This window comes from Tenggerimyces flavus (genome assembly GCF_016907715.1).
GTDB lineage: Bacteria > Actinomycetota > Actinomycetes > Propionibacteriales > Actinopolymorphaceae > Tenggerimyces > Tenggerimyces flavus.
The window spans coordinates 6015164-6035135 of record NZ_JAFBCM010000001.1 but is presented as its reverse complement, the minus strand read 5'-3'; the positions used below and the strand labels follow the sequence as shown (position 1 = coordinate 6035135).

The 19972-nt window shown below is 68.0% G+C and carries 20 protein-coding genes; 15 read left to right on the top strand and 5 right to left on the bottom strand.

Translation table 11 applies throughout. From position 1 onward, the window contains the following. The first annotated feature begins 109 nt into the window (after nt 1–109). The 6 genes from JOD67_RS28405 to JOD67_RS28380 all read left to right on the top strand — a co-directional run bounded on the left by JOD67_RS28405 (nt 110) and on the right by JOD67_RS28380 (nt 6476). Entirely contained in the window at nt 110–2044 is a 1935-nt protein-coding gene (locus JOD67_RS28405; protein ID WP_307782581.1) for a GTP-binding protein, read from the top strand. A gap of 181 nt (nt 2045–2225) precedes the next feature. Then, nucleotides 2226–2720 (top strand): MarR family winged helix-turn-helix transcriptional regulator, encoded by a 495-nt coding sequence (locus JOD67_RS28400; RefSeq protein ID WP_205120766.1) that lies wholly within the window; start codon nt 2226–2228, stop codon nt 2718–2720. Beyond that, a complete protein-coding gene (locus JOD67_RS28395; protein ID WP_239554082.1) occupies nt 2711–3955 on the top strand; it encodes an MFS transporter in 1245 nt (414 codons plus the stop codon). Before JOD67_RS28400 ends, JOD67_RS28395 begins: the two co-directional genes overlap by 10 nt. Before the next feature lie 172 nt (nt 3956–4127). Then, entirely contained in the window at nt 4128–4853 is a 726-nt protein-coding gene (locus JOD67_RS42125) for a CPBP family intramembrane glutamic endopeptidase (protein ID WP_205120765.1), read from the top strand. Between the two features lie 70 nt (nt 4854–4923). Beyond that, nucleotides 4924–5280: a YciI family protein gene (locus tag JOD67_RS28385; protein WP_205120764.1), complete on the top strand. Its 357-nt coding sequence runs from the start codon at nt 4924–4926 to the stop codon at nt 5278–5280. Beyond that, entirely contained in the window at nt 5277–6476 is a 1200-nt protein-coding gene (locus JOD67_RS28380; RefSeq protein WP_205120763.1) for an RNA polymerase sigma factor, read from the top strand. Before JOD67_RS28385 ends, JOD67_RS28380 begins: the two co-directional genes overlap by 4 nt. Here JOD67_RS28380 and JOD67_RS28375 read toward each other — a convergent pair. Continuing rightward, nucleotides 6466–6681 (bottom strand): type II toxin-antitoxin system Phd/YefM family antitoxin, encoded by a 216-nt coding sequence (locus tag JOD67_RS28375; protein WP_205120762.1) that lies wholly within the window; start codon nt 6679–6681, stop codon nt 6466–6468. The two genes, JOD67_RS28380 and JOD67_RS28375, sit on opposite strands and share 11 nt — an antisense overlap. Before the next feature lie 22 nt (nt 6682–6703). Beyond that, on the bottom strand, nt 6704–7075 hold the full coding sequence (locus JOD67_RS28370) for a hypothetical protein (protein WP_205120761.1): 372 nt from the start codon (nt 7073–7075) through the stop codon (nt 6704–6706). 102 nt (nt 7076–7177) lie between these two features. On the opposite strand from JOD67_RS28370, the gene JOD67_RS28365 reads away from it, so the two are divergent. The 4 genes from JOD67_RS28365 to JOD67_RS28350 all read left to right on the top strand — a co-directional run bounded on the left by JOD67_RS28365 (nt 7178) and on the right by JOD67_RS28350 (nt 10127). Next, nucleotides 7178–7684 carry an EXLDI protein gene (locus JOD67_RS28365; protein ID WP_205120760.1) on the top strand — a complete coding sequence of 169 codons (507 nt, stop codon included), beginning with the start codon at nt 7178–7180 and terminating at the stop codon, nt 7682–7684. Between the two features lie 81 nt (nt 7685–7765). Next, nucleotides 7766–8719, top strand: coding sequence for an ATP-binding cassette domain-containing protein (locus JOD67_RS28360; protein ID WP_205120759.1), 954 nt, complete (start codon nt 7766–7768; stop codon nt 8717–8719). After that, nucleotides 8716–9504, top strand: coding sequence for an ABC transporter permease (locus JOD67_RS28355; RefSeq protein WP_205120758.1), 789 nt, complete (start codon nt 8716–8718; stop codon nt 9502–9504). Before JOD67_RS28360 ends, JOD67_RS28355 begins: the two co-directional genes overlap by 4 nt. 143 nt (nt 9505–9647) lie before the next feature. Then, nucleotides 9648–10127: a hypothetical protein gene (locus JOD67_RS28350; RefSeq protein ID WP_205120757.1), complete on the top strand. Its 480-nt coding sequence runs from the start codon at nt 9648–9650 to the stop codon at nt 10125–10127. Between the two features lies 1 nt (nt 10128). Here JOD67_RS28350 and JOD67_RS28345 read toward each other — a convergent pair whose 3' ends face one another. The 3 genes from JOD67_RS28345 to JOD67_RS28335 are packed head-to-tail and all read right to left on the bottom strand — an operon-like array spanning nt 10129 to nt 13755. Next, nucleotides 10129–11148 carry a LacI family DNA-binding transcriptional regulator gene (locus JOD67_RS28345; RefSeq protein ID WP_205120756.1) on the bottom strand — a complete coding sequence of 340 codons (1020 nt, stop codon included), beginning with the start codon at nt 11146–11148 and terminating at the stop codon, nt 10129–10131. Then, on the bottom strand, nt 11145–12011 hold the full coding sequence (locus JOD67_RS28340; RefSeq protein WP_307782580.1) for an ROK family protein: 867 nt from the start codon (nt 12009–12011) through the stop codon (nt 11145–11147). Before JOD67_RS28340 ends, JOD67_RS28345 begins: the two co-directional genes overlap by 4 nt. 19 nt (nt 12012–12030) lie before the next feature. Continuing rightward, on the bottom strand, nt 12031–13755 hold the full coding sequence (locus JOD67_RS28335; RefSeq protein WP_205120755.1) for a class I mannose-6-phosphate isomerase: 1725 nt from the start codon (nt 13753–13755) through the stop codon (nt 12031–12033). A 360-nt stretch (nt 13756–14115) separates the two neighbouring features. On the opposite strand from JOD67_RS28335, the gene JOD67_RS28330 reads away from it, so the two are divergent. The 5 genes from JOD67_RS28330 (at nt 14116) to JOD67_RS28310 (ending at nt 19972) form a co-directional block, all read left to right on the top strand. Next, the gene (locus tag JOD67_RS28330) at nt 14116–15852 is read left to right on the top strand and encodes an ABC transporter substrate-binding protein (protein WP_205120754.1); all 1737 of its coding nucleotides are present in this window, start codon (nt 14116–14118) and stop codon (nt 15850–15852) included. Nucleotides 15853–15864: 12 nt separating this feature from the next. Continuing rightward, on the top strand, nt 15865–16875 hold the full coding sequence (locus JOD67_RS28325; RefSeq protein ID WP_205120753.1) for an ABC transporter permease: 1011 nt from the start codon (nt 15865–15867) through the stop codon (nt 16873–16875). Nucleotides 16876–16878: 3 nt separating this feature from the next. Next, nucleotides 16879–17772, top strand: coding sequence for an ABC transporter permease (locus JOD67_RS28320; RefSeq protein ID WP_239554081.1), 894 nt, complete (start codon nt 16879–16881; stop codon nt 17770–17772). Beyond that, nucleotides 17769–18710 (top strand): ABC transporter ATP-binding protein, encoded by a 942-nt coding sequence (locus JOD67_RS28315; RefSeq protein ID WP_205120752.1) that lies wholly within the window; start codon nt 17769–17771, stop codon nt 18708–18710. The genes JOD67_RS28320 and JOD67_RS28315 overlap by 4 nt, the downstream gene beginning before the upstream one ends. 422 nt (nt 18711–19132) lie before the next feature. Beyond that, nucleotides 19133–19972 carry an ABC transporter ATP-binding protein gene (locus JOD67_RS28310; protein ID WP_205120751.1) on the top strand — a complete coding sequence of 280 codons (840 nt, stop codon included), beginning with the start codon at nt 19133–19135 and terminating at the stop codon, nt 19970–19972.

The following is a 19972-nucleotide window of genomic DNA, read 5'->3' as shown; positions in this document are numbered from 1 at the left end:
ATGTACTGCCCACATCTTGGTCAGCCAGGTCTGAAGGAGTCTGTGATGCGAGCTGCGTGCATGTCCCACTCGAAGGGAGTTGTCGCCTACCCGAAGGACATGTACGTACGTGACCACGCTCAACCTGGGAATCCTGGCCCATGTCGACGCCGGTAAGACGAGCCTGACCGAGCGGCTGCTCTACGCCGCGGGGGTCATCGACGAGGTCGGCAGTGTCGACGCTGGGAGCACCCAGACCGACTCACTCGCGCTGGAACGCCAGCGCGGCATCACGATCAAGGCTGCCGTCGTCTCGTTCCCGATCGACGACGTCACCGTCAACCTGATCGACACCCCGGGCCACCCGGACTTCATCGCCGAGGTGGAACGGGTCCTCAGTGTGCTCGACGGCGCCGTGCTCGTCGTCTCCGCGGTCGAGGGCGTCCAGGCGCAGACGCGGGTGCTGATGCGCGCGTTGAAGCGGCTCGAGATCCCGACCCTGATCTTCGTCAACAAGATCGACCGTCGTGGCGCCGACCCGGACCGTGTGCTGGCGAACATCGCCGAGAGGCTCACTCCCGCGGTCGTGCCGATGGGCGACCTCGCCGGAGCTTCTCGGATCGTCGAGCAGCTCGCCGAGCGGAACGACCAGTTTCTCCGGGCGTACGTCGACGGCGCTCGCCTCGGCGACGACGTGATCCGGCGGGAGCTCGCCGCGCAGACGCGACGGGCTCTGGTGCATCCGGTGTTCGCCGGCTCGGCGATCACCGGCGCCGGCACGCCGGAGCTGACCCGCGGGATCGCGTCGTTGCTGCCCGCGCGTACGGGCGACGTGGACGGTCCGGTGTCGGGGACGGTGTTCAAGGTCGAGCGCGGGTCGGCGGGGGAGAAGGTCGCGTACGTACGGCTGTTCTCCGGCACCGTGCACACCCGCGAGAGGCTGCCGTTCGGCGACGGTCACGAGGGCAAGGTCACCGGGATCAACGTGTTCGCTCAGGGTTCTGTGCCGCAGCGGTCGGAGGTGTCCGCGGGGGAGATCGGCAAGCTGACCGGGCTCGCCGAGATCCAGATCGGTGACGCGGTCGGCCTGCCGGCGTCGAACGCGCCGCGGCAGCAGTTCTCGCCGCCGACGCTGGAGACCGTGGTCGTGCCGCGCGAGCGTTCGGAGAAGGGACGGCTGCATACGGCGCTCGCACAGCTGGCCGAGCAGGACCCGTTGATCAACCTGCGCCAGGACGACGTGCGGAACGAGCTCTACCTGTCGCTGTACGGCGAGGTGCAGAAGGAGGTCATCGAGGCGACGCTGGCGAGTGAGTACGGGGTCGCGGTCGAGTTCCGGGAGACGACGACGATCTGTGTCGAGCGGCCTTCCGGGTGTGGCGCCGCTGTGGACTTCATGGGTGATGACGACAACCCGTACCGCGCGACCGTCGGGCTGCGGGTGGCGCCACTGCCGGTGGGCTCCGGGGTGCGGTTCGGGCTGGAGGTCGAGCTCGGGTCGTTGCCGTACTCGTTCATCCGGGCGACCGAGGAGACCGTGCGGAAGACGCTCGCGCAGGGTTTGCACGGGTGGCAGGTGACCGACATCGAGGTCCTGATGACGCACTCGGGCTTCACGCCGCCGCCTCCGTACGGCTTCAGCAAGTGGTCGAGCACGGCGGGCGACTTCCGCCACCTGACGCCGCTGGTGCTGATGGACGCGCTGGCCGAGGCGGGGGTGCGGGTGTACGAGCCGACGCACCGGTTCTTCCTGGAGATCCCGGGCGATGCGCTCGGGCCGATCCAGCCGTTGCTCGGCCGTCTCGGTGCGGTGCCGCTGTCCCAGGACCTGCGTGGTGCGGTGGCCGTTGTCGAGGGCCTGATCCCGGCGGCGCAGGTGGACTCGCTGCAGCGCCAGCTCCCGGAGCTGACCCATGGCGAGGGCGTGCTGGAGTCCAGCTTCGACCACTACGACCCGGTACGGGGTGCGCTACCGAGCCGGCCGCGGACGGATCACAACCCGCTCGACCGCCGCCAGTACCTGCGGGTGGTGAAGCGGGTCATGCGCCAGGGCTTGGAAGGCTGACGGCGTCGCCCGGCTCGTGCGCGGGAACGTCGAGCACGATGGCGCCCGCGCTGGTCGGTTTGGGTCGGGGGCGCCCTGGTCCCATAGGTTCGGACGAGGGTGCCCCCGACCCAGTCAGGCGGCCGGCGGCGCTCCGGCATAACGTGACAGCGCTTATATAAGTACTGTTACAATACTCGACGTGCCCAACGTTCCGGATCCCACCGACGAGTCGATCTGGCGTCCGCTTCGGCTCCTGCAGGCGCGGATGGACGACGACATCGCGCGGTTGTACGTCGAGAGCGACCTGCCCGAGCTCAAGCCGAGCTACGTGATGGAGCTGCTCCGGCTCCACGCCCGAGGCCCGATGACGATCAAGGACCTCGCCACGTCCGTTCACCGCACCCACTCCGCCATGAGCCAGAAGGTCGCCGCCATGCGGGCGGCCGGGCTCGTCGAGACGACGGCGGGCAGCGACGCCCGCAACAAGGTGGTCGACCTCACCGACAAGTCCCGGCAGATCGTCGAGAAGCTCGCCGCCGAGTGGCAGGCGACCGAGGCTGCCCTCGTCGCGCTCGAGGACGAGCTCCCGTACCCCCTCAGCAAAGCCGTTCAGGACATCGAGAAGGCCCTTGTACACAAGAGCTTCCACGACCGCATCCTCGACCAGCTTCGCGGGAGCACGGCATGGGAGTGAGGCACGCGTTCCTCGACCTCACCCCGCTGCGGACGTCCCGACCGTTCCGCCGGCTGTTGATCGGGCAGACGTTCTCCGGCTTCGGCGGCCAGCTCGCGGTGGTCGCCGTGATGTTCCAGGTGTGGCAGCTCACCGAGAGCCCGGTCTGGACCGGCGCCGTCGGGATCGCGCACGCGGCGCCGCTGCTCGCGTTCGGCCTGTTCGCCGGCAATCTCATCGACCGGCTGGACCGCCGCAAGTTCTACCTCGCGGCCATCACCGGCCAGGCCGTCTGCTCGGCCGTGCTCGCGATCCAGGCGCTCGCCGGCAACGACCAGGTGCTCATCGTCCTCGCGATCGTCGCGACCCAGGCGGCGTTCGGCGCCGGCGCGGGACCCGCGGCGCGCACGTTCATCCCACATTTGCTGCCCCCGCAGCAGGCCGCCGCCGGCCTCGCGCTGAACAGAATCTCCTTCCAGGGCACGATGTTGATAGGTCCCGCCCTCGGCGGCTTGGTCATCGGCTGGTGGGGTGTCGGTGCCTGTTATCTGGTCGACGCGGTGTCGTTCGGTTGCGCGTTCATCGGCGCGTTCGGCCTCCCCGCGATGCGTGCGACCGGTGACGTGCCGCGGCCCGGACTCTCGGGGATCGTCGACGGGCTGGCGTTCATCGTCCGCAGCCCGTTGGTACGTGGCGCGCTCGCCACCGACCTCGCCGCGACGCTGTTCTCGATGCCGCTCAGCTTGTTCCCGTTGATCAACGCCGAACGATTCGGCAACGACCCAAGGACATTGGGACTCTTCCTCACCGCGATCGCCGTCGGCGGAGTGGGCGCTTCGGCGTTCTCGGGTACGTTCACCAGGCTCCCGCGGCCGGGCGTCGTGATGCTCGTCGGCTCGGCCGGCTGGGGCGTGGCGTTGGCGCTGTTCGGCCTCTCCTCTCAACCCTGGCTCGGGCTCGTGTTCCTCGCTGTCGCGGGTGCGGCGGACACCATGACGGTCGTGTCGCGCAGCACGATCATCCAGCTGAGTACGCCAGATGCCTTGCGGGGAAGGGTTTTCGCCGCCGAGCAGATCGTGGGCGTGGCCGGGCCGGACCTCGGCAACGTCCGCGGCGGGGTGGTGGCGGGTGCGACGTCCGGGCTGGTGGCCCTGGTGTCCGGCGGCGTGCTGTGCGTACTCGCCGTTCTCGCGGTGGCGGTCTCGACGCCGGGCCTGCGGAAGTTCGTCACCGAGCGGGAGTCGGCTCGTACCTGACGAGCCTGCTCGCCGGACCTGGCCAAGCCGAGCGGCTCCGACTCGCCTAGGGTGGGCACGCAGGCGACGTTATCGAGTCAGGCGGGCGTCGGCCGCTCCGATGTCAACGCCAAGGGGGCTCCTTGACGCAGGTCCGGTGTGTTGTTCGGCGCTGCGTGGGAATGCTGGCGTGGTGAGAGCGTCCCTAACGGCCACTTTGTCCCGCCCGTGGCTGTCGTCGCGCCGGCAGCGGTCGATCGCGCTGCTGACCGTCGTCGTCCTGCTCCTCGCTGGTGTGCACCTGATCCTGCGCTTCGGTCCGGCGGTCGCCGGGCTGGTGGCGGCGCCTCTGGTAGCCATGTTGCTGGTGTTTCTGGCGAGGCGTGCGGGGCTGACGTGGGACGAGCTGGGATTGGCGCGCCGGTCGCTGCGCCGCGGAGCGGTCTACACGTTGCTGCTCGTCGGGGTGGTGGCCGTGGGTTACGCGGTGACTCTCTTCGTGCCGTTCGGCAAGGCGTTGTTGACAGCGGTGTCGGTCCAGCTCGAGTCGTCGGGCTCGGCGTGGTTGGCGATGCTCGTTCTCGTACCGCTCGGAACGGTGTTGATCGAGGAGATAGCGTTCCGCGGCGTTCTGCTCGGGTTGCTGCAACGGCATCGCGGCGCGGTGGTGAGCAGCCTGCTGTCGTCGGTGTTGTTCGCCGCGTGGCATGTGCTGCCGAGCCTGCGCCAGGAGTCGACGACGGTGGAGTGGACGATCCTCCCGCCGCTCGCGTTCGTCGGGCTCGCGGTCGCGTTCACGTGCCTCGCCGGCCTGGTGCTGTGCGAGATTCGGCGCCGCAGCGGCAGCCTGCTCGCCAGCGCTGGCCTGCACTGGGCCGTGAACGGGCTCGGCATCCTGTTGCTGACCCAACTTTCCTGACGCTGTCGATCTGCTCTTTGCTCTTTCGTGTAGACAGTGACGAAGTTCCTGCTGCCGAAGGGGTTGGCGCATGAAGCAGTACCTACTGAGCATCAACATGTCGTATGAGGGCGCGCCGTCCGAGGCCGAGCTCGCGCCGGTGATGGCCGAGCTCGCTCAGCTGAACGCGGAGATGCAGGCTGCCGGTGCCTGGGTGTTCGCGGGTGGGCTGCACCCGCCGACCACGGCGACGGTTCTGCGGGCGCAGGACGGTGTGGTGGTGACGACCGATGGGCCGTTCGCCGAGGGCAAGGAGGTGCTCGGCGGCTTCACGGTCATCCGGGCGTCGGACCTCGACGAGGCCTTGGGGTGGGGACGGAAGCTGGCCGCGATCCTGACTCCGTTGGCGATCGAGGTCCGTCCGTTCGACGGCGAAGCCGAGGCATGACCGCCGAGATCTCCCGGATCTTCGCCGCCGAGTACGGGCGCGCGGTCTCCGTTCTGGTGCGCGTCTTCGGCGACATCGACGTCGCCGAGGAGGCGGTGCAGGACGCGTTCGCTCGCGCGGTTGAACTCTGGCCTTCGGCGGGTGTGCCGCCGAGCCCGGCGGGCTGGATCATCACCACCGCGCGGAACCGCGCGATCGACCGGCTGCGGCGCGAGTCCGCCCGGTCGGACAAGTACGCCCAGGCCGCGCTGCTGCACGCGCAGTCCGAACCCGTGGAGGAGGGGCCCGTGCGAGACGATCGGCTCCGCCTCATCTTCACCTGCTGCCACCCCTCGCTCGCGCTGCCCTCGCGGGTGTCCTTGACGCTCCGGCTGCTGGGTGGGCTGACGACCGCCGAGATCGCGCGGGCGTTCTTCGTCTCCGAGACGACGATGGCGCAGCGTCTCGTGCGGGCGAAGGGCAAGATCCGGGACGCGCGGATCCCTTACCGCGTGCCTTCCTCTTCAGAGCTGCCGGATCGGCTGGCTGGCGTTCTCGCTGTCGTGTATCTGATCTTCAACGAGGGTTATACGGCGAGCTCTGGGTCTTCGTTGGTGCGGGATGACCTGTGCTTGGAGGCGATCCGGCTGGGGAGGCTACTCGTCGAGCTGATGCCGGACGAGCCGGAGAACGTCGGGTTGTTGGCGCTGATGCTGCTGATTTCCTCGCGGCGGCGTGCGCGGGTGTCTGCTTCGGGGTCGATGGTCTTGCTGGCCGACCAGGACCGATCGCTGTGGGACCGGGCGCTGGTCTTGGAGGGGCAGGGCTTGGTCCGCCTCTGCCTGCGGCGCAACCGGCCCGGGCCGTACCAGCTGCAGGCGGCGATCAACGCCGTGCACTCCTCCGCGGCTTCGGCTGGGGAGACGGACTGGGGCCAGATCGTCGCGCTGTACGACCAGCTGATGGCCATCGCGCCCAGCCCCGTCGTGGCGCTGAACCGAGCAGTCGCCGTGGCCGAGGTCTCCGGGCCCGCCGCGGCCCTGCCCTTGGTCGAGGCGCTGGCCTTGAACGACTTCTACCTCTACCACGCCATCCGCGCCGACCTCCTCCGCCGCCTCGACCGTGCGGACGAAGCACGCGCCGCCTACGAGGCCGCGATCGCGCTCACCGACAACGAGACGGAGCGCACGTTCCTCGAGAGCCGGCTCAGAGCTTGATCACCTCGTCAGCCAAGGTCCCTCGGAGGTCGTCGGCGAGCCCGGTGGTGTCCGGGCCAAGGCGCTGAAGCTCGCGCACGACCTCAAGGGCTGGTATCCACGTTCGGCGCTGACCAGATCGCACGAGCTCTTCCTCGCAGGCCTCGACGCGCCGCAGCACTTCGGCGGTGTGATCGCGGAGGTCGCGTGCGGAGCTCGAGGCCATGCGACAAGCGTCGCACGTTCGCCTAGCGTCCCATCGGCCCGGCGCTCGGCAGCTCGTTCTCGGCGAGGGGGAGAGCCTCCACGGGGTCGGGGAAGACCTGACCGAGTGGCGCGACGAGAAGCTCGGTCACTCGCCCGCCGTCGAAGACGACCGCGTAGGTGGCGAACTCCTGGTCATAGCCGCAAGCCTCGCAGGGCGGGCCGTAGCCACCGCACCAGGAGCGGGTGGTCCGGCGGACGAACGCGCAGCGACTGCTCTCGTCCCACCGCAGTTCTTCGCCCAGCCGGTAGACGTGCAGGTCGAGGACCCCGTGCCTGAACTGGACCCGCACCTCCCGCCGATCGCCACATTGCGGGCAGCTGGCGTCCGCACTGACCACGTTGAACATCCCCACGGCCTCAGAGTAGGTGACAGCGGTCTGACCTGCGGAGACTTCATCCTTGACGTGTACACATACATATATGTATAGTCGTCGTCAGTTGGATGGAGGAACGACATGCCACAGAAGACGATCTACGTCGCGGACGGGGATCTGCCGTTGTTCGCGCGGGCTCAGGAGTTGGTGGGCGGCAATCTGTCCGCGGCGATCACCACCGCGCTCCGCAGGCTGATCGCGCTGGAGGAGGGGCGGCAGGAGGGGTTCGACGAGATCGTCGTCCAGGTCGGGCCGGGCGTCGGCCGCAAGGTGCGGTTCGTCGGCGTACTGCTCGGCGAGTGGGGCCGCGCGCAGCCGACGGGGTTGGTCGAGGAGTACCGCGTCTACCGCAGCCGCACCGGGAAGTACGTCGTCCACCTCAAGCGCTCCGACGAGTACAAGTCGACCAGCACCGGCTGGCGCAGCTGGGTCGGCCTCGACGTCGCCAACTGGGGCGTGGTCAAGGGCGACCAGACGCTGACGATCGTCGACACCCTCGAGGAGCTCAAGGAGAAGATCCCGGCCGAGCTGTACGGGATCGTCATCAAGCTCGCCGACCAACCCGCGGTCGAGGACCTGGACATCTAAGAAACACACAAAGAACACACCCGGCACGACAGTGAGTCGGCCGGCTGATCACCCCTGCCCAAAAGGAAAGGCGGACAAGACATGTCCCCACAGCAAAGACTGGCGATCGAGGTCCACGGCCTCCGCCGGTCGTACGGCGACCAGGTCGTCCTGGACGGGATCGACCTGCAGGTCAAGGCCGGCACGGTCTTCTCGCTCCTCGGCCCGAACGGTGCCGGCAAGACCACCACGGTCAACATCCTGTCCACCCTCATCACCGCCGACGAGGGCCAGGTCAGCATCGACGGCCACGACCTCGCGAAGGACCCGGACGGCGTACGCGCGTCGATCGGCGTCACCGGCCAGTTCTCCGCGGTCGACGGTCTCCTCACCGGCGCCGAGAACCTCCGCCTGATGGCTCGCCTCAGGCACGTTCCGAAGCACGAGATCAACGGACGGGTCGAGTACCTGCTCGAGCAGTTCGACCTCGTCGACGCCGGCAAGAAGATGGCGTCGACGTACTCCGGCGGCATGAAGCGGCGGCTCGACCTGGCGATGACGCTCGTCGACGAGCCTCGCATCATCTTCCTCGACGAGCCGACGACCGGCCTCGACCCGCGCAGCCGGCGCACGATGTGGGAGATCATCCGGCGCCTCGTCGCGAACGGGGTCACGATCTTCCTCACCACGCAGTACCTCGAGGAAGCCGACGAGCTCGCCGACCAGATCGCGGTCCTCGACCACGGAAGGCTGATCGCGCAGGGCACACCAGCCGAGCTGAAGCGCAGGGTAGACGGCGGCCACGTTCTGCTCAAGTTCCCCAGCGAGCACGACCTCGACGCGGCGGCACGTGAGCTCGGCGGACAGCACCGCGACGACGAAGCACTCACGCTGCAGGTCCCGAGCGACGGCGGCGTGCAGTCGCTGCGCAGCCTGCTCGACACGCTCGACCGGAACGCGATCAAGGTCGACGAGCTGTCCGTTCACACCCCCGATCTCGACGACGTCTTCCTGGCCCTCACCGGTCAGCCCAAGGAGAAGGAAACGGTCTCATGAGCACCCTGACCTACGCCGCGGCCGACACCGCGACCATGTTCAAGCGCAAGCTGCTGCACATCTGGCGCTACCCGGGCATGACGCTGCTGCTGGTCGGCATGCCGGTGATCTTCCTGCTGCTGTTCGTGTTCGTGTTCGGTGGCACGCTCGGCGCCGGCCTCGGCGACGGCGGCGGCCGCGCGGAGTACGTCAACTACGTCGTCCCCGGCATCCTGATGATGGCGATCGCCGCCAGCGCGCAGGGGGTCGCGGTCTCCTCGGCGATGGACATGACCGAGGGCATCATCGCGAGGTTCCGTACGATGGCGATCTTCAAACCGTCCGTCCTTGCCTCGCATGCGTTCGGTGGCGTCGCGCAGACGTACGTCATCACCGCGGTCGTGACGGCCGTCGCATTCGGCATCGGGTTCCGTCCAAAGGCGGGCCTGCTGGAATGGCTCGGCCTCGTCGGGATGGTCGGGATGGTCGGCTTCGCGATGACCTGGCTGTGCATCGCGCTCGGTCTGGTCGCGAAGTCCGTCGAGACCGCGAGCAACACCCCGATGCCGTTGACGTTCCTGCCGTTCCTGGGCAGCGGGTTCGTCCCGACCGACTCGCTGCCGACCGTGCTGCGGTGGTTCGCCGAGTACCAGCCGTTCACGCCGATCATGGAGACGATCCGTGGCCTGCTGTTCGGCACCCCGATCGGCAACGCGGCTTGGCTCTCCGTCGGATGGTGCGTGCTGATCACGCTGGTCGGCTTCTTCTGGTCGCGTGCCCTCTACAAGCGGGACTCGACCCGGTGACCCTCCTAGCGACCCGGAGCCCTGGGTAGGGGCGCTCCAACCCGGTACGCCACGAGCGTGCCGGGTTGAGGGCGTTCCTGTCTGGGGCTTCGGATTCGTACGAACGCCACATTCCACACCCCGGCGAGACCTATCCTCGGCGCATGCGAGGACTTCTCGCGCTGGTCGTGGCAGCGCTGTCGATGCCGCTCGTCGCATGCTCGGTGCCCACCAACGGGCTGACCGGCGTCGGCGTGGACGACGGCGGGCACCTGACCGTCGTGCTCGCCTGGTGTGGTCCCACCCAGCCCGACAGCGTGACCGTCTACCACGAGGACGAGCGGGGTGAGGTGACCGACGCGGTGTACGTCGCCCCGCGACTCACCGGGCAGGTGGCGTCGTTCCGGCTCGACGATCCCGGCAGCAACGGTTGGCAGCTCGAAGGTGCGCCGAAGCTTCGCGAGGAGACCGCCTACCACGCCTACGGCGGGACGAAGGACAACAGCTTCTCGACCGGGTCCGTGCGGTTCCGGCTCGGCGTCACGGATCAGCTGCGGCCGGGTCAGGTGCTCCTGCAAGGTCAGGAAGAGGGCGACCGCGTCGTGAGCCAGGCCGAGTTCGAAGCACAGCTTCGGTGCGGGTGAGTCACCCGCCGTAGTGCACGACCGTGGCCGGTACGACGATGCGGCGCGGCTCCAGCGGCGGGTCCTCATCGGACATCCGGCGCAGCAGCAGCTCCATCGCGGTACGGCCGAGCTCGCGCGGGTCGTACGCCGCCACGATCAACGGAACACCGAGAACGTCGGCCAGCTCGAAGTCGTCGAAGCCGGCCAGCGCGGTCGACGGGGCGACCTGCGACATCGCCCGGAACGCGCCCAGCGTGTTCCGGCTGTTCGCGCAGAACAGGGCGGTAGGCGGACGGCGCAGGGACAAGAGCGCGCGGGCGGCTTCCTCCGCGGCGGGGATGGTCCGTTGGGACACCCGCACGTACCGCGACTCGAGCCGCACGCCGGCCTCCTCCAACGCCACGCAGAAGCCGCGGAACCGTTCCGACGACGTCCACACCGAAGGCGGCAACCCCAGGAAGCCCACCCGCGTGTGCCCGCCGGCCAGCAACGCGGCGGTCGCCGAACGGGCACCGCCGAAGTCGTCGACCAGCACGCAGTCCAACGGCAGACCCGACGGCGGCCGCGCACCCAGCACCACCGGTACCCCGCCCGGCGCCAACGGGTCGAGGTGCGAGTGGTCCGCTCCCGACGGCACCACGATCATCCCGTCGATCCGTCGCGCCGACAGCTCCTCGACCAGCACCCGTTCGCGTTCGGGATCCTCGTCGGTGTTGGTGAGAACGACGCGCAGCCCGTTCGCTCCCGCGATCGCCTCCACGCCGAGCGCGAACTGCGAGTAGAACGGGTTTGCCAGGTTCGTCACCACGAGGCCGATCAGCCCGGACTTGCTGCCGAGCCGCAGGTTGCGCGCGACCTCGTTGCGGCGGTAGCCCAACGCGTCGACTGCGGCCAACACCCGGTCGCGCGTCGTCGAGGAGACTCGCGGATCTTCATGCAGGACGCGCGAAACTGTCATCGGGCTCACTGAAGCCTGCTCAGCCACGTCGCGCATGGTCGGCATCCGTCGTGGCGCGTGCGCGGAGCCGTCGACACTCATCGGACCCCTCCCTGAGCACGGATCGCCGCGCCCACCAGCGGCGCGTCCGCCCCGAGCGCAGACCGGCGAAGCGCCGGACCGTCCAGGCCGGCCGACAACGGCGGCTCGACCAGGTCCCACGAGTCGGCCATCGACCCACCCACGACGACGACCGTAGCGCCGAACCGAGCCACCCACGGCCGGAACGCCAACCCCAGCGCGAAGAACGCGTCCCGCAGCACGTCGCCAGCGCGCGACTCGCCGGAACGCGCGCGAGCGGCGGTCTCCGCCACGTCGACCGAGTCGCCGTACCGAGCGAGGATCGCCCGCCGTGACACGGTCTCCTCCAGCGGGTGGCCGTCGATGAGCAGCAGATCCGCTCGCCCCTCCAACGGCACGGACGGGCCCGTGTCCACGATCGCACCGGCCGAGACGAACGCCGACCCGATGCCGGTCCCAAGTGTCAACGCCAGCGCGCGATCGTGCCCCGACATCGACCCGCCGGCCCACTCGCCCAGCGCGAACGCGTGGGCGTCGTTGAGGAACGCCACCGATCGTGGGGCGGGCGAAATCCCCGCAGCCAAGGCCTTCCCGACGTCGACGCCGGAGAGCGCGTCGAACTTCCCGACATCGTGGTACCGCGCGATGCCGTCGGTGTAGTCGAACGGGCCGGGCACCGCGACGCCCCACGTCGCGTCAACAGGAGCGCCGACCGACGAGGCGCAGGCCACCAGCTCGGCGAGCAAGGCGGCTGCCGACCACGAGCCGTCGAGCTCGCGGCTCCGGCGGCTGTCGTCAACCACAGCTTGCCGATCGACGGACACCAGTGCCGCGGTGACATGCGTGCCGCCAATGTCCATCACCGGCACCATGTCACGACTCACTGGGCCATCCCGTCTTTGGTCAGGTCGTCGCCGTCACGAGCGACTTCACCACGCGCACCTGGCCGGTGCCGAGCGCGCGCAACCGGTACGCGCCGACGGCAGCCGGCACGACCATGGTCTCCGCGTACGCGAGCCGGTGCCCGAGGCTGCCGCGCGGCTCGACCATCACGCCGTCGCCCTCGACGACGTTCAGTACGTGGAACCTTCCCTCGGTGTCGTCAACCGCGACTTGCCCGGCCGGGATCACCATCCGGCGAACGTCGAAGAACATGTCCGGCGCCGCGCCGAGCAGCTCCTCGCTCCAGCCGCCCGGCGCGGTCCGCAGCAGCCGCGGGGACTGGACGAGCTGCTCTCGTACCGCCGCGCCCTGCCGGCGGGCGTCCAGGTTCGCGAACGCGTGCGAGACGTGCACCGGCCGCTGCCGTTGCTCGGCGTCGCTGCGGAGCCAGTCGTAGAAGCGCAGGCTGTACAGGTAGGGCGTCGCGCTGACCTCGAGCACCACGTTGCCCTCGCCGCTGCCGTGCGGCGTGCCGGCCGGGATCAGGAACAGCTGGTGCTGCGTCGCCGGGAACGTCTGGACGAAGTCCTCGATGTCGAACGGCTCGCCATGGGCGTCCGCCGCATGCGCCCGCGCATGGAACGCCTCGATGTCGACGCCGTCGTGCAGGCCGAGGTAGACCTGCCGATCCTCAGCCGTCACAAGGATGTAGTAGGTCTCGTGCTGGGTGTACGGCCAGCCGAACACCTCGCGCATGTAGTCCGACCGAGGGTGGCAGTGCACCGAGAGGCTGCCGCCGCCGACGGTGTCGAGGTAGTCGAAACGGATCGGGAACGACGTACCGAACCGCTCGTGCACCTGCGGACCGAGGACGTCAACCGGCTGTTGACTGACGAGGAGCTGGAACGGCACCTCGACCTGTCCGCCCGGCTCGACGCCGAGCAGCACGCCGCTCTCCGGCGCGATCAGCTCGTAGCCGACCGCGGTGTTGCGGGCCGACGTGTTCAGCTCCAGCTCGTTCTGTGCCCAGTGCCCACCCCACGAGGTGGTGTTGAACGTTGGCCGAGTCCGGAAGGGTCGCGTCGCGAGCGCGGCCGCGGTGGACCGCAGCGACTCGCCCGACAGCGACGCGGGCTGCAGCGTGTCCTGCAGGTCGAACCAGCGGTCGATGTGTCCCGCTACCGCGTCGCGATGCCGGTCCAGGATCGGCCAGTCCAAGTAGAACAGCCGCCGCGTCGTTCCCGCGCCGGCTCCCTCCTCGGGCTGTCCGAGGTTGCGGCCGGTGCCGGCCTGGACCGCAGCCTCCGCGTACCGCTTGGGCAGGTCGACGTACCAGAGCGCGTCGTGCCGTACGAAAGCCGCGCCGGGACCGAACACCACGACCAGCTCCGACGGCGACGGTGTCACCGCGGGGAGCTCGTCGAACAGGTCCGCGAGCTCCTGCGAAGCGAGCGTCGCGAAGTCCGGATCGTCAGGCAGGGCTGGGGATTCGGTGAGCGCGACGATCTTCTCCCACGGTGCGAACGAGTCCCGTACGTCCACCGTTCGGACCGTTCGTCCCGCGTCGCGCAAGGCCGCGTCGAGTCCGGAGACGGCCGCGGCCCAGTCCAGGATCCCTGGCCCGTCGAGGCTCAGCACCGCCGGACCGGCCGGCAACTCGCCGACCACCGCCGCCCAACCTTGCCGGACCTGGTCGCCGACGGGCGGGTAGGCCGGGTTGGCGTCGTACGGGACCGTGCCAGCCACAACGAGCCTCCTGAGAGCGCAATGTTAACGACACCATGCCCGGGTGAGGGTCGCCTTGCAAGAGGCGAATTTCGTCAACGGCGGTGAAGAGGTTCGAAAAACCGCCATGCACGGAAGAAAATCGGCCATCCATGGTCTGGACGGTTAACACGACGGCAACGATGTCTTGTGCCGTCTGGAAGCCAGCATTATGTTATCGATACCTCACCGGACCTCCACACCACTCTGCTCGGACGGGTGTACCTGCAAGGAAGGTCGGAACCAATGACGGACAGCAGCGGCGCTTTCCCACAGGGAAGTGCACAAGTCACACGGGGACTATCTCGCCGGACTCTCCTGCGCGGGATTGCTGTCACGGGGATGGGCATCGGTCCGGTCGCGGCCATGCTCTCGGCTTGTGAAGGTGCCGCCAGCAGGCCACAAGGTAGTGGGGGCGCGGACAGCGAACGGTCGAAGACGGTCATCTTCGACCACCACGGCGGCCGGGTGCAGTCACCGGAACTGTGGAACCCGCTCATCACGGGCTTCACCAACAGCGCTGGCTTCCACCAGGCGGTCCAAGAGCCGTTGTTCATGCTCAACTACGAGTCCGGTGAGATCGAGCCCTGGCTGGGTGAGACGTTCACGCCGAACGAGTCGCAAGACGTGTGGACGTTGAAGATCCGCGATGGCGTGACCTGGTCGGACGGCGAGGCGTACGACGCCGACGACGTGGTCTTCACGATCAACCTGCTGAAGAAGCACGCGGAGCTGAACAACGCGGCGCCCATGCAGCTGTGGGTGAAGTCGGTCAAGAAGGTCGACGCGACCACGGTCGAGTTCACGCTGAACAAGCCGAACCCGCGCTTCCAGCTCGACTACTTCTCGGTCAAGCTGCACAGCAGCATCGTGGTCGTGCCCGAGCACATCTGGAACGGGCAGGACCCGATCAAGTTCAAGAACTACGACAAGGCCAAGGGCTGGCCCATCTTCACCGGCCCCTACAAGCTCACCTCCGCCAGCCCGACGCGCTTCACCTACGCGCGCCGCGACGACTGGTGGGGCGCGAAGGTCGACTTCAAGGAGCTGCCCAAGCCCGAGAAGCTCGAGTGGGTGGTCAGCGAGACCGAGGACATCCGGGTCGCCCGGGCCTCCGATCACCAGCTGGACAGCATCGCCGACCTCACCGCGGGCGCGTTCGAAAGCCTCAAGGCGCGCAACAAGGACATCATCTCCTGGCTGCCGGACACCCCGTACGCGTGGTCCGACCCGTGTACGCGGCTGCTCACGCCGAACAACACCGTCGCTCCGTGGAACGACCGCGAGATGCGCTGGGCGCTGAACCAGGCGATCGACCGCGAAGAGGTCGTGAAGATCGCGTACGAGGGCACGACCACGCCCGCGCGGTTCATGTTCCCGAACTACCCGGCGATCCAGGAGTACGTGAAGCTGCTGGAGAGCGAGGGGCTGTTCGAGGAGTACCCGATCCTTACCCACGACGCCGACAAGGCGCAGGCGACGTTCGAACGCAAGGGCTACAAGCGTCAGGGCGAGGGGTTCTGGACGAAGGACGGCAAGGAGCTCCGGCTGCAGATCGACGCGCCGACGGACTTCATCGAGATCTGGCGGTACGCGGAGGTCGTCGGCGAGCAGCTCCAACGCATCGGTATCAACGCCACCGTACGCAAGCTCGCGATCGGCACCTGGGGCGACAACCTCAACAAGGGCAAGTACGAGGCCGCCGCCGACTGGTCGGCCTGTGGCTCGGTGAGCGAGCCGTGGAACTCGATGGACCTGTTCCACCAGCGCAACGTAGTCGCCGTCGGCAAGGCCGCGACGGCGAACTCCGAGCGGTGGCGAAACACCGAGTACTCCACGCTCGTGGACAAGTTCGCCAACCTTCCGCTGGGTGACAAGGGCATCGACCAGCCGTTCATCCAGGCTTCGCGGATCTGGCTCCGCGAGCTGCCGTTCCTGCCGATCGCGCACGCGCGCAAGTTGTACGCGTTCGACACGAGCGTCTGGACGGGTTGGGCCACGAGCGAGGACAACTACCTGCAGCCGACTCTGGACTGGGGCAACGCGCACAAGATCATCCACAGCCTCCGGCCGGCGTAGGGGGATCTGCCAGTGCGCGGACTCTCGGTCAACTACGTCCTCCATCGCATCTGGATGTTCGTCTTCACCATCTGGGCGAGCGCCACGATCATGTTCTTCGTTCCTCGCATGGCGCCCGGCGATCCGGTGACCGCGATGATCACCCGGATCACTGCGCAGGGTGGCCGCGTCGAGGGCAGTGCGCAGCTGATCGCGGCGTGGCGGGAGCGGTTCGGCCTGGACGACCCGCTGATGCTGCAATACCTGCAGTACTTGAAGAACCTGGCCACGCTCGACTTCGGCTACTCGCTCGCGCAGTTCCCGACCGAGGTCAGCGAGATGATCGGCCGGGCGATGCCGTGGACGATCGGGCTGCTCGCGATCGCGACGTTCCTGTCGTTCCTGTTCGGGACGATCGTCGGCGCGCTGATGGCGTGGGTGAAGACGCCGCGGGTGTTGAAGGTCCTGCTGCCGGTGTCGCTGACGTTCACCGCGGTGCCGTTCTACATCCTCGGCATCTTCCTCATCTACGTGTTCGTGTTCGCGCTCGGGCTCTTCCCGATCTCGGGTGGGGCTCGAGCCGACCTCGATCCGGGGCTGAGCTTCGCGTACATCAACAGCGTGGTCCAGCACGGGACGTTGCCGGCCTTGTCGATCGTCCTTGCCAGTATGGGTTTCTGGGCCTTGGGCATGCGCGGCATGATGATCACGGTCGCGGGGGAGGACTACCTCACCTTGGCGAAGGCCAAGGGCTTGCGGCCGTTGCGCGTGCTGTTCAAGTACGAGGTGCGGAACGCGATCCTGCCGCAGGTGACGGCGCTCGTGCTCGGACTCGGCAGCGTCGTCGGCGGGACCGTGCTGGTGGAGTACCTGTTCGGCTATCCCGGCATGGGCGCGCTGCTGTACCAGGCCATCACGAACTCCGACTTCACCGTGATCCAGGGGATCGTGTTCATCCTGATCCTGACCACGGTGACCGCGGTCCTGATTCTCGACCTGGTCTATCCGCTGCTGGATCCCCGGATCTCGTACGAGAGGAGGTAGTCGATGGATGTCATGACCGTCACCCAGGTAGAGGCCGAGGACGCACCGAGTCCGCGGTCGCGACGGACCTGGCTCAACCGCAAGCTCGTCTTCGGCGGCGCGATGATCTTGGCTGTCCTCCTGTTCACGCTGCTCGGGCGGCTCTTCTGGGACACCAAGCTCGCACGGGCGGCGAGCTCGCCGCTGAACCTCGCGCCCGGCTCGCCGGGGCATCCCCTCGGCACCGAGAACAGCGGGCGCGACATGCTCGCGCTGCTGATCTCCGGTGGTCCGACCACGTTGCAGGTCGGGCTGGTCGTCGGCGTGACGAGCATGGTGATCGGGATCATGCTCGGCTTCGCGGCCGGCTATCTCGGCGGTCCGGTCGACGCGGTGATCCGGACGATCTCCGATACGGCATTGACGATTCCGTCGTTGGCGATCCTGATCGTGGTGTCGGCGTACGTACGGGAGATGAGCGTCTTCACGATGGCGCTCATCGTCGCCCTGTTCGCGTGGGCAGGACCGACGCGCGTGATTCGCGCGCAGGTGCTGTCGATGCGCGAGATGGGCTACGTACGGATGGCGCGGCTGTCCGCGCTGTCGACGCCGAACATCATGTTCCGCGAGATGATGCCGAACCTGCTGCCGTACCTCGCGGCGGCGTTCATCGGCTCGGCTTCGGGCGGCATCCTCGCGGCGGTCGGGCTGGAGGCGCTCGGGCTTGGTCCGCAGCGCGTTCCGACGTTGGGCATGACGGTGTCGAACGCGATCCAGGGCTCGGCGATCCTGCGTGGGATGTGGTGGTGGTGGGGACTGCCGACGTTGGTGCTGATGGTGATCTTCATCGGGCTGTTCCTGATCGCGATCGGGCTGGACGAGATCGCGAACCCGCGGCTTCGAGGAGCGAAGGCATGACCTCGCCGGCCGGTCCGGTCCTGGACGTTCGCGACCTGCGCGTGCACTACCGCACGCAGGGTGGCGACGTGATCGCGGTGAACGGGGTGACCTTCTCGGTCGCGCGCGGCGAGACGCTCGGCCTGGTGGGGGAGTCGGGCTCGGGCAAGTCGACCGCGGCGATGGCCGTACTCCGGCTGACGTCGCCGCCGGGACGGATCGTGGGCGGTTCCGTTCTGCTGAACGGCGAGGACGTGCTGGCCCTGGACGAGCCCTCGCTCCGGCGCAAGCGCTGGACCGAGATGTCGCTGATCCCGCAGGGCTCGATGAACTCGCTGAACCCGGTGGCGCGGATCGTCGAGCAGTTCGCGGACGCGATCGAGACGCACGAGGGCAAGCAGTCGCGCGCCACCATCCGGTCGCGGGTGTTGGAGCTGCTGGCGCTGGTGAATCTGCCCGGCCGCGTGGCGAGTCTGTATCCGCACGAGCTGTCCGGCGGGATGAAGCAGCGGGTGTGCATCGCGATGTCGATCGCCCTGTCGCCCGCGTTGATCATCGCCGACGAGCCGACCTCGGCGTTGGACGTCGTCGTACAGCGGGCGGTGGCCCAGACGTTGTTGGACGTGAAGGCGAAGCTGAACAGCTCGATGATCCTGATCGGGCACGACATGGCTCTGCAGGCGCAGCTGGTGGACCGGATCGCGGTGATGTACGCGGGGAACATCGTGGAGATCGCGCCCGTACGGGAGCTGTTCCGCAACCCGCGGCACGAGTACACGCGGCACCTGATCGCGTCGATCCCGTCGATCAAGGAGCGCAAGCCCCTGGTGGTGAACGTGGTCCGTACGCCGGATCTCCGTACGCCGCGACCGTCACCAGAGATGGAAGAGGTCTCGCCCGGCCACTTCGTCGCGGTGTCGGACGAGGACCGCATCGAGGAGGTGGCCCGCCGTGGCTGAGCCTCTGTCGACCTGTTGGACAGTTGCCGACCGGACTTGTTGGACAGATCTCGGGCTAGAGGGCGATATCTGTCCAACAACTCGCCGGCGTGCCGCTGCAACTGCGATCGCGAGCTCGCGGGTCGTCGGACGAGTGACCTGTTGGACAGTTGCCGACCGGAGTTGTTGGACAGATCTCGGGCTAGAGGGCGATATCTGTCCAACAACTCGCCGGCGTGCCGCTGCCATCGTGTCGGCCAGCAGGTCCGCTCGCCCTGCCACTTCGTCGCGGTGTCGGACGAGGACCGCATCGAGGAGGTGGCCCGCCGTGGCTGAGCCTCTGTCGACCTGTTGGACAGTTGCCGACCGGACTTGTTGGACAGATGTCCGTCTAGAAGGCGACATCTGTCCAACAACTCGCTTGGGTGGGGAGGTGGCCCGCCGTGGCTGAGTCCAATGGGACGCCGTTGCTCGAGGTGTCGGGTGCGACCAAGATCTACAAGAAGGGCAAGGAGTCTACGAAGGCGCTCGACGACGTGGACCTCGTGCTCTCCGGCTCGCCGGCCACGATCACCACGATCGCGGGCGAGAGCGGTAGCGGGAAGACGACGCTGGCGGACACGATCCTCGGGTTCACCAAGCTCACCGACGGCACCGTGCGCTATCGCGGGCAGGACATCCAGCGGCTGCCGAAGGACCAGCGGTTGGAGTACCGGCGCGAGGTGCAGGCGGTCTTCCAGGACCCGTTCGGCGTCTACAACCCGTTCTACAAGATCCGGCACATCTTCGACGTCGCGATCAAGCGGTTCCGCCTTGCCAGCAACGACAATGCCGCGCGCGACCTGATCGAGGACGCGCTCAGCGTCGTCGGCATGCGCGGCGACGAGGTGCTCGACAAGCACCCGCACCAGCTGTCCGGCGGCCAGCGGCAACGCATGATGGTCGCCCGCGCCTACCTGCTCAAGCCAAGGCTCATCGTCGCCGACGAGCCCGTCTCGATGGTCGACGCGAGCCTCCGCGCGATGATCCTCGACATCATGCTGAGGCTCCGCGACGAGCACGCGATCTCGTTCCTCTACATCACTCACGACCTCAGCACCGCGTACCAGATCGGCGACGACATCTGCATCCTGTACCGCGGCGAGATCGTCGAACGCGGTGACACGCAGCGGGTCATCGACGACCCGCAGCACTCCTACTCGAAGCTGCTCATCAGCTCGATCCCGGTCCCCGACCCGGACGTCGTCTGGGACACCAGTGCCGTGACGTACGAAGGGAACTAA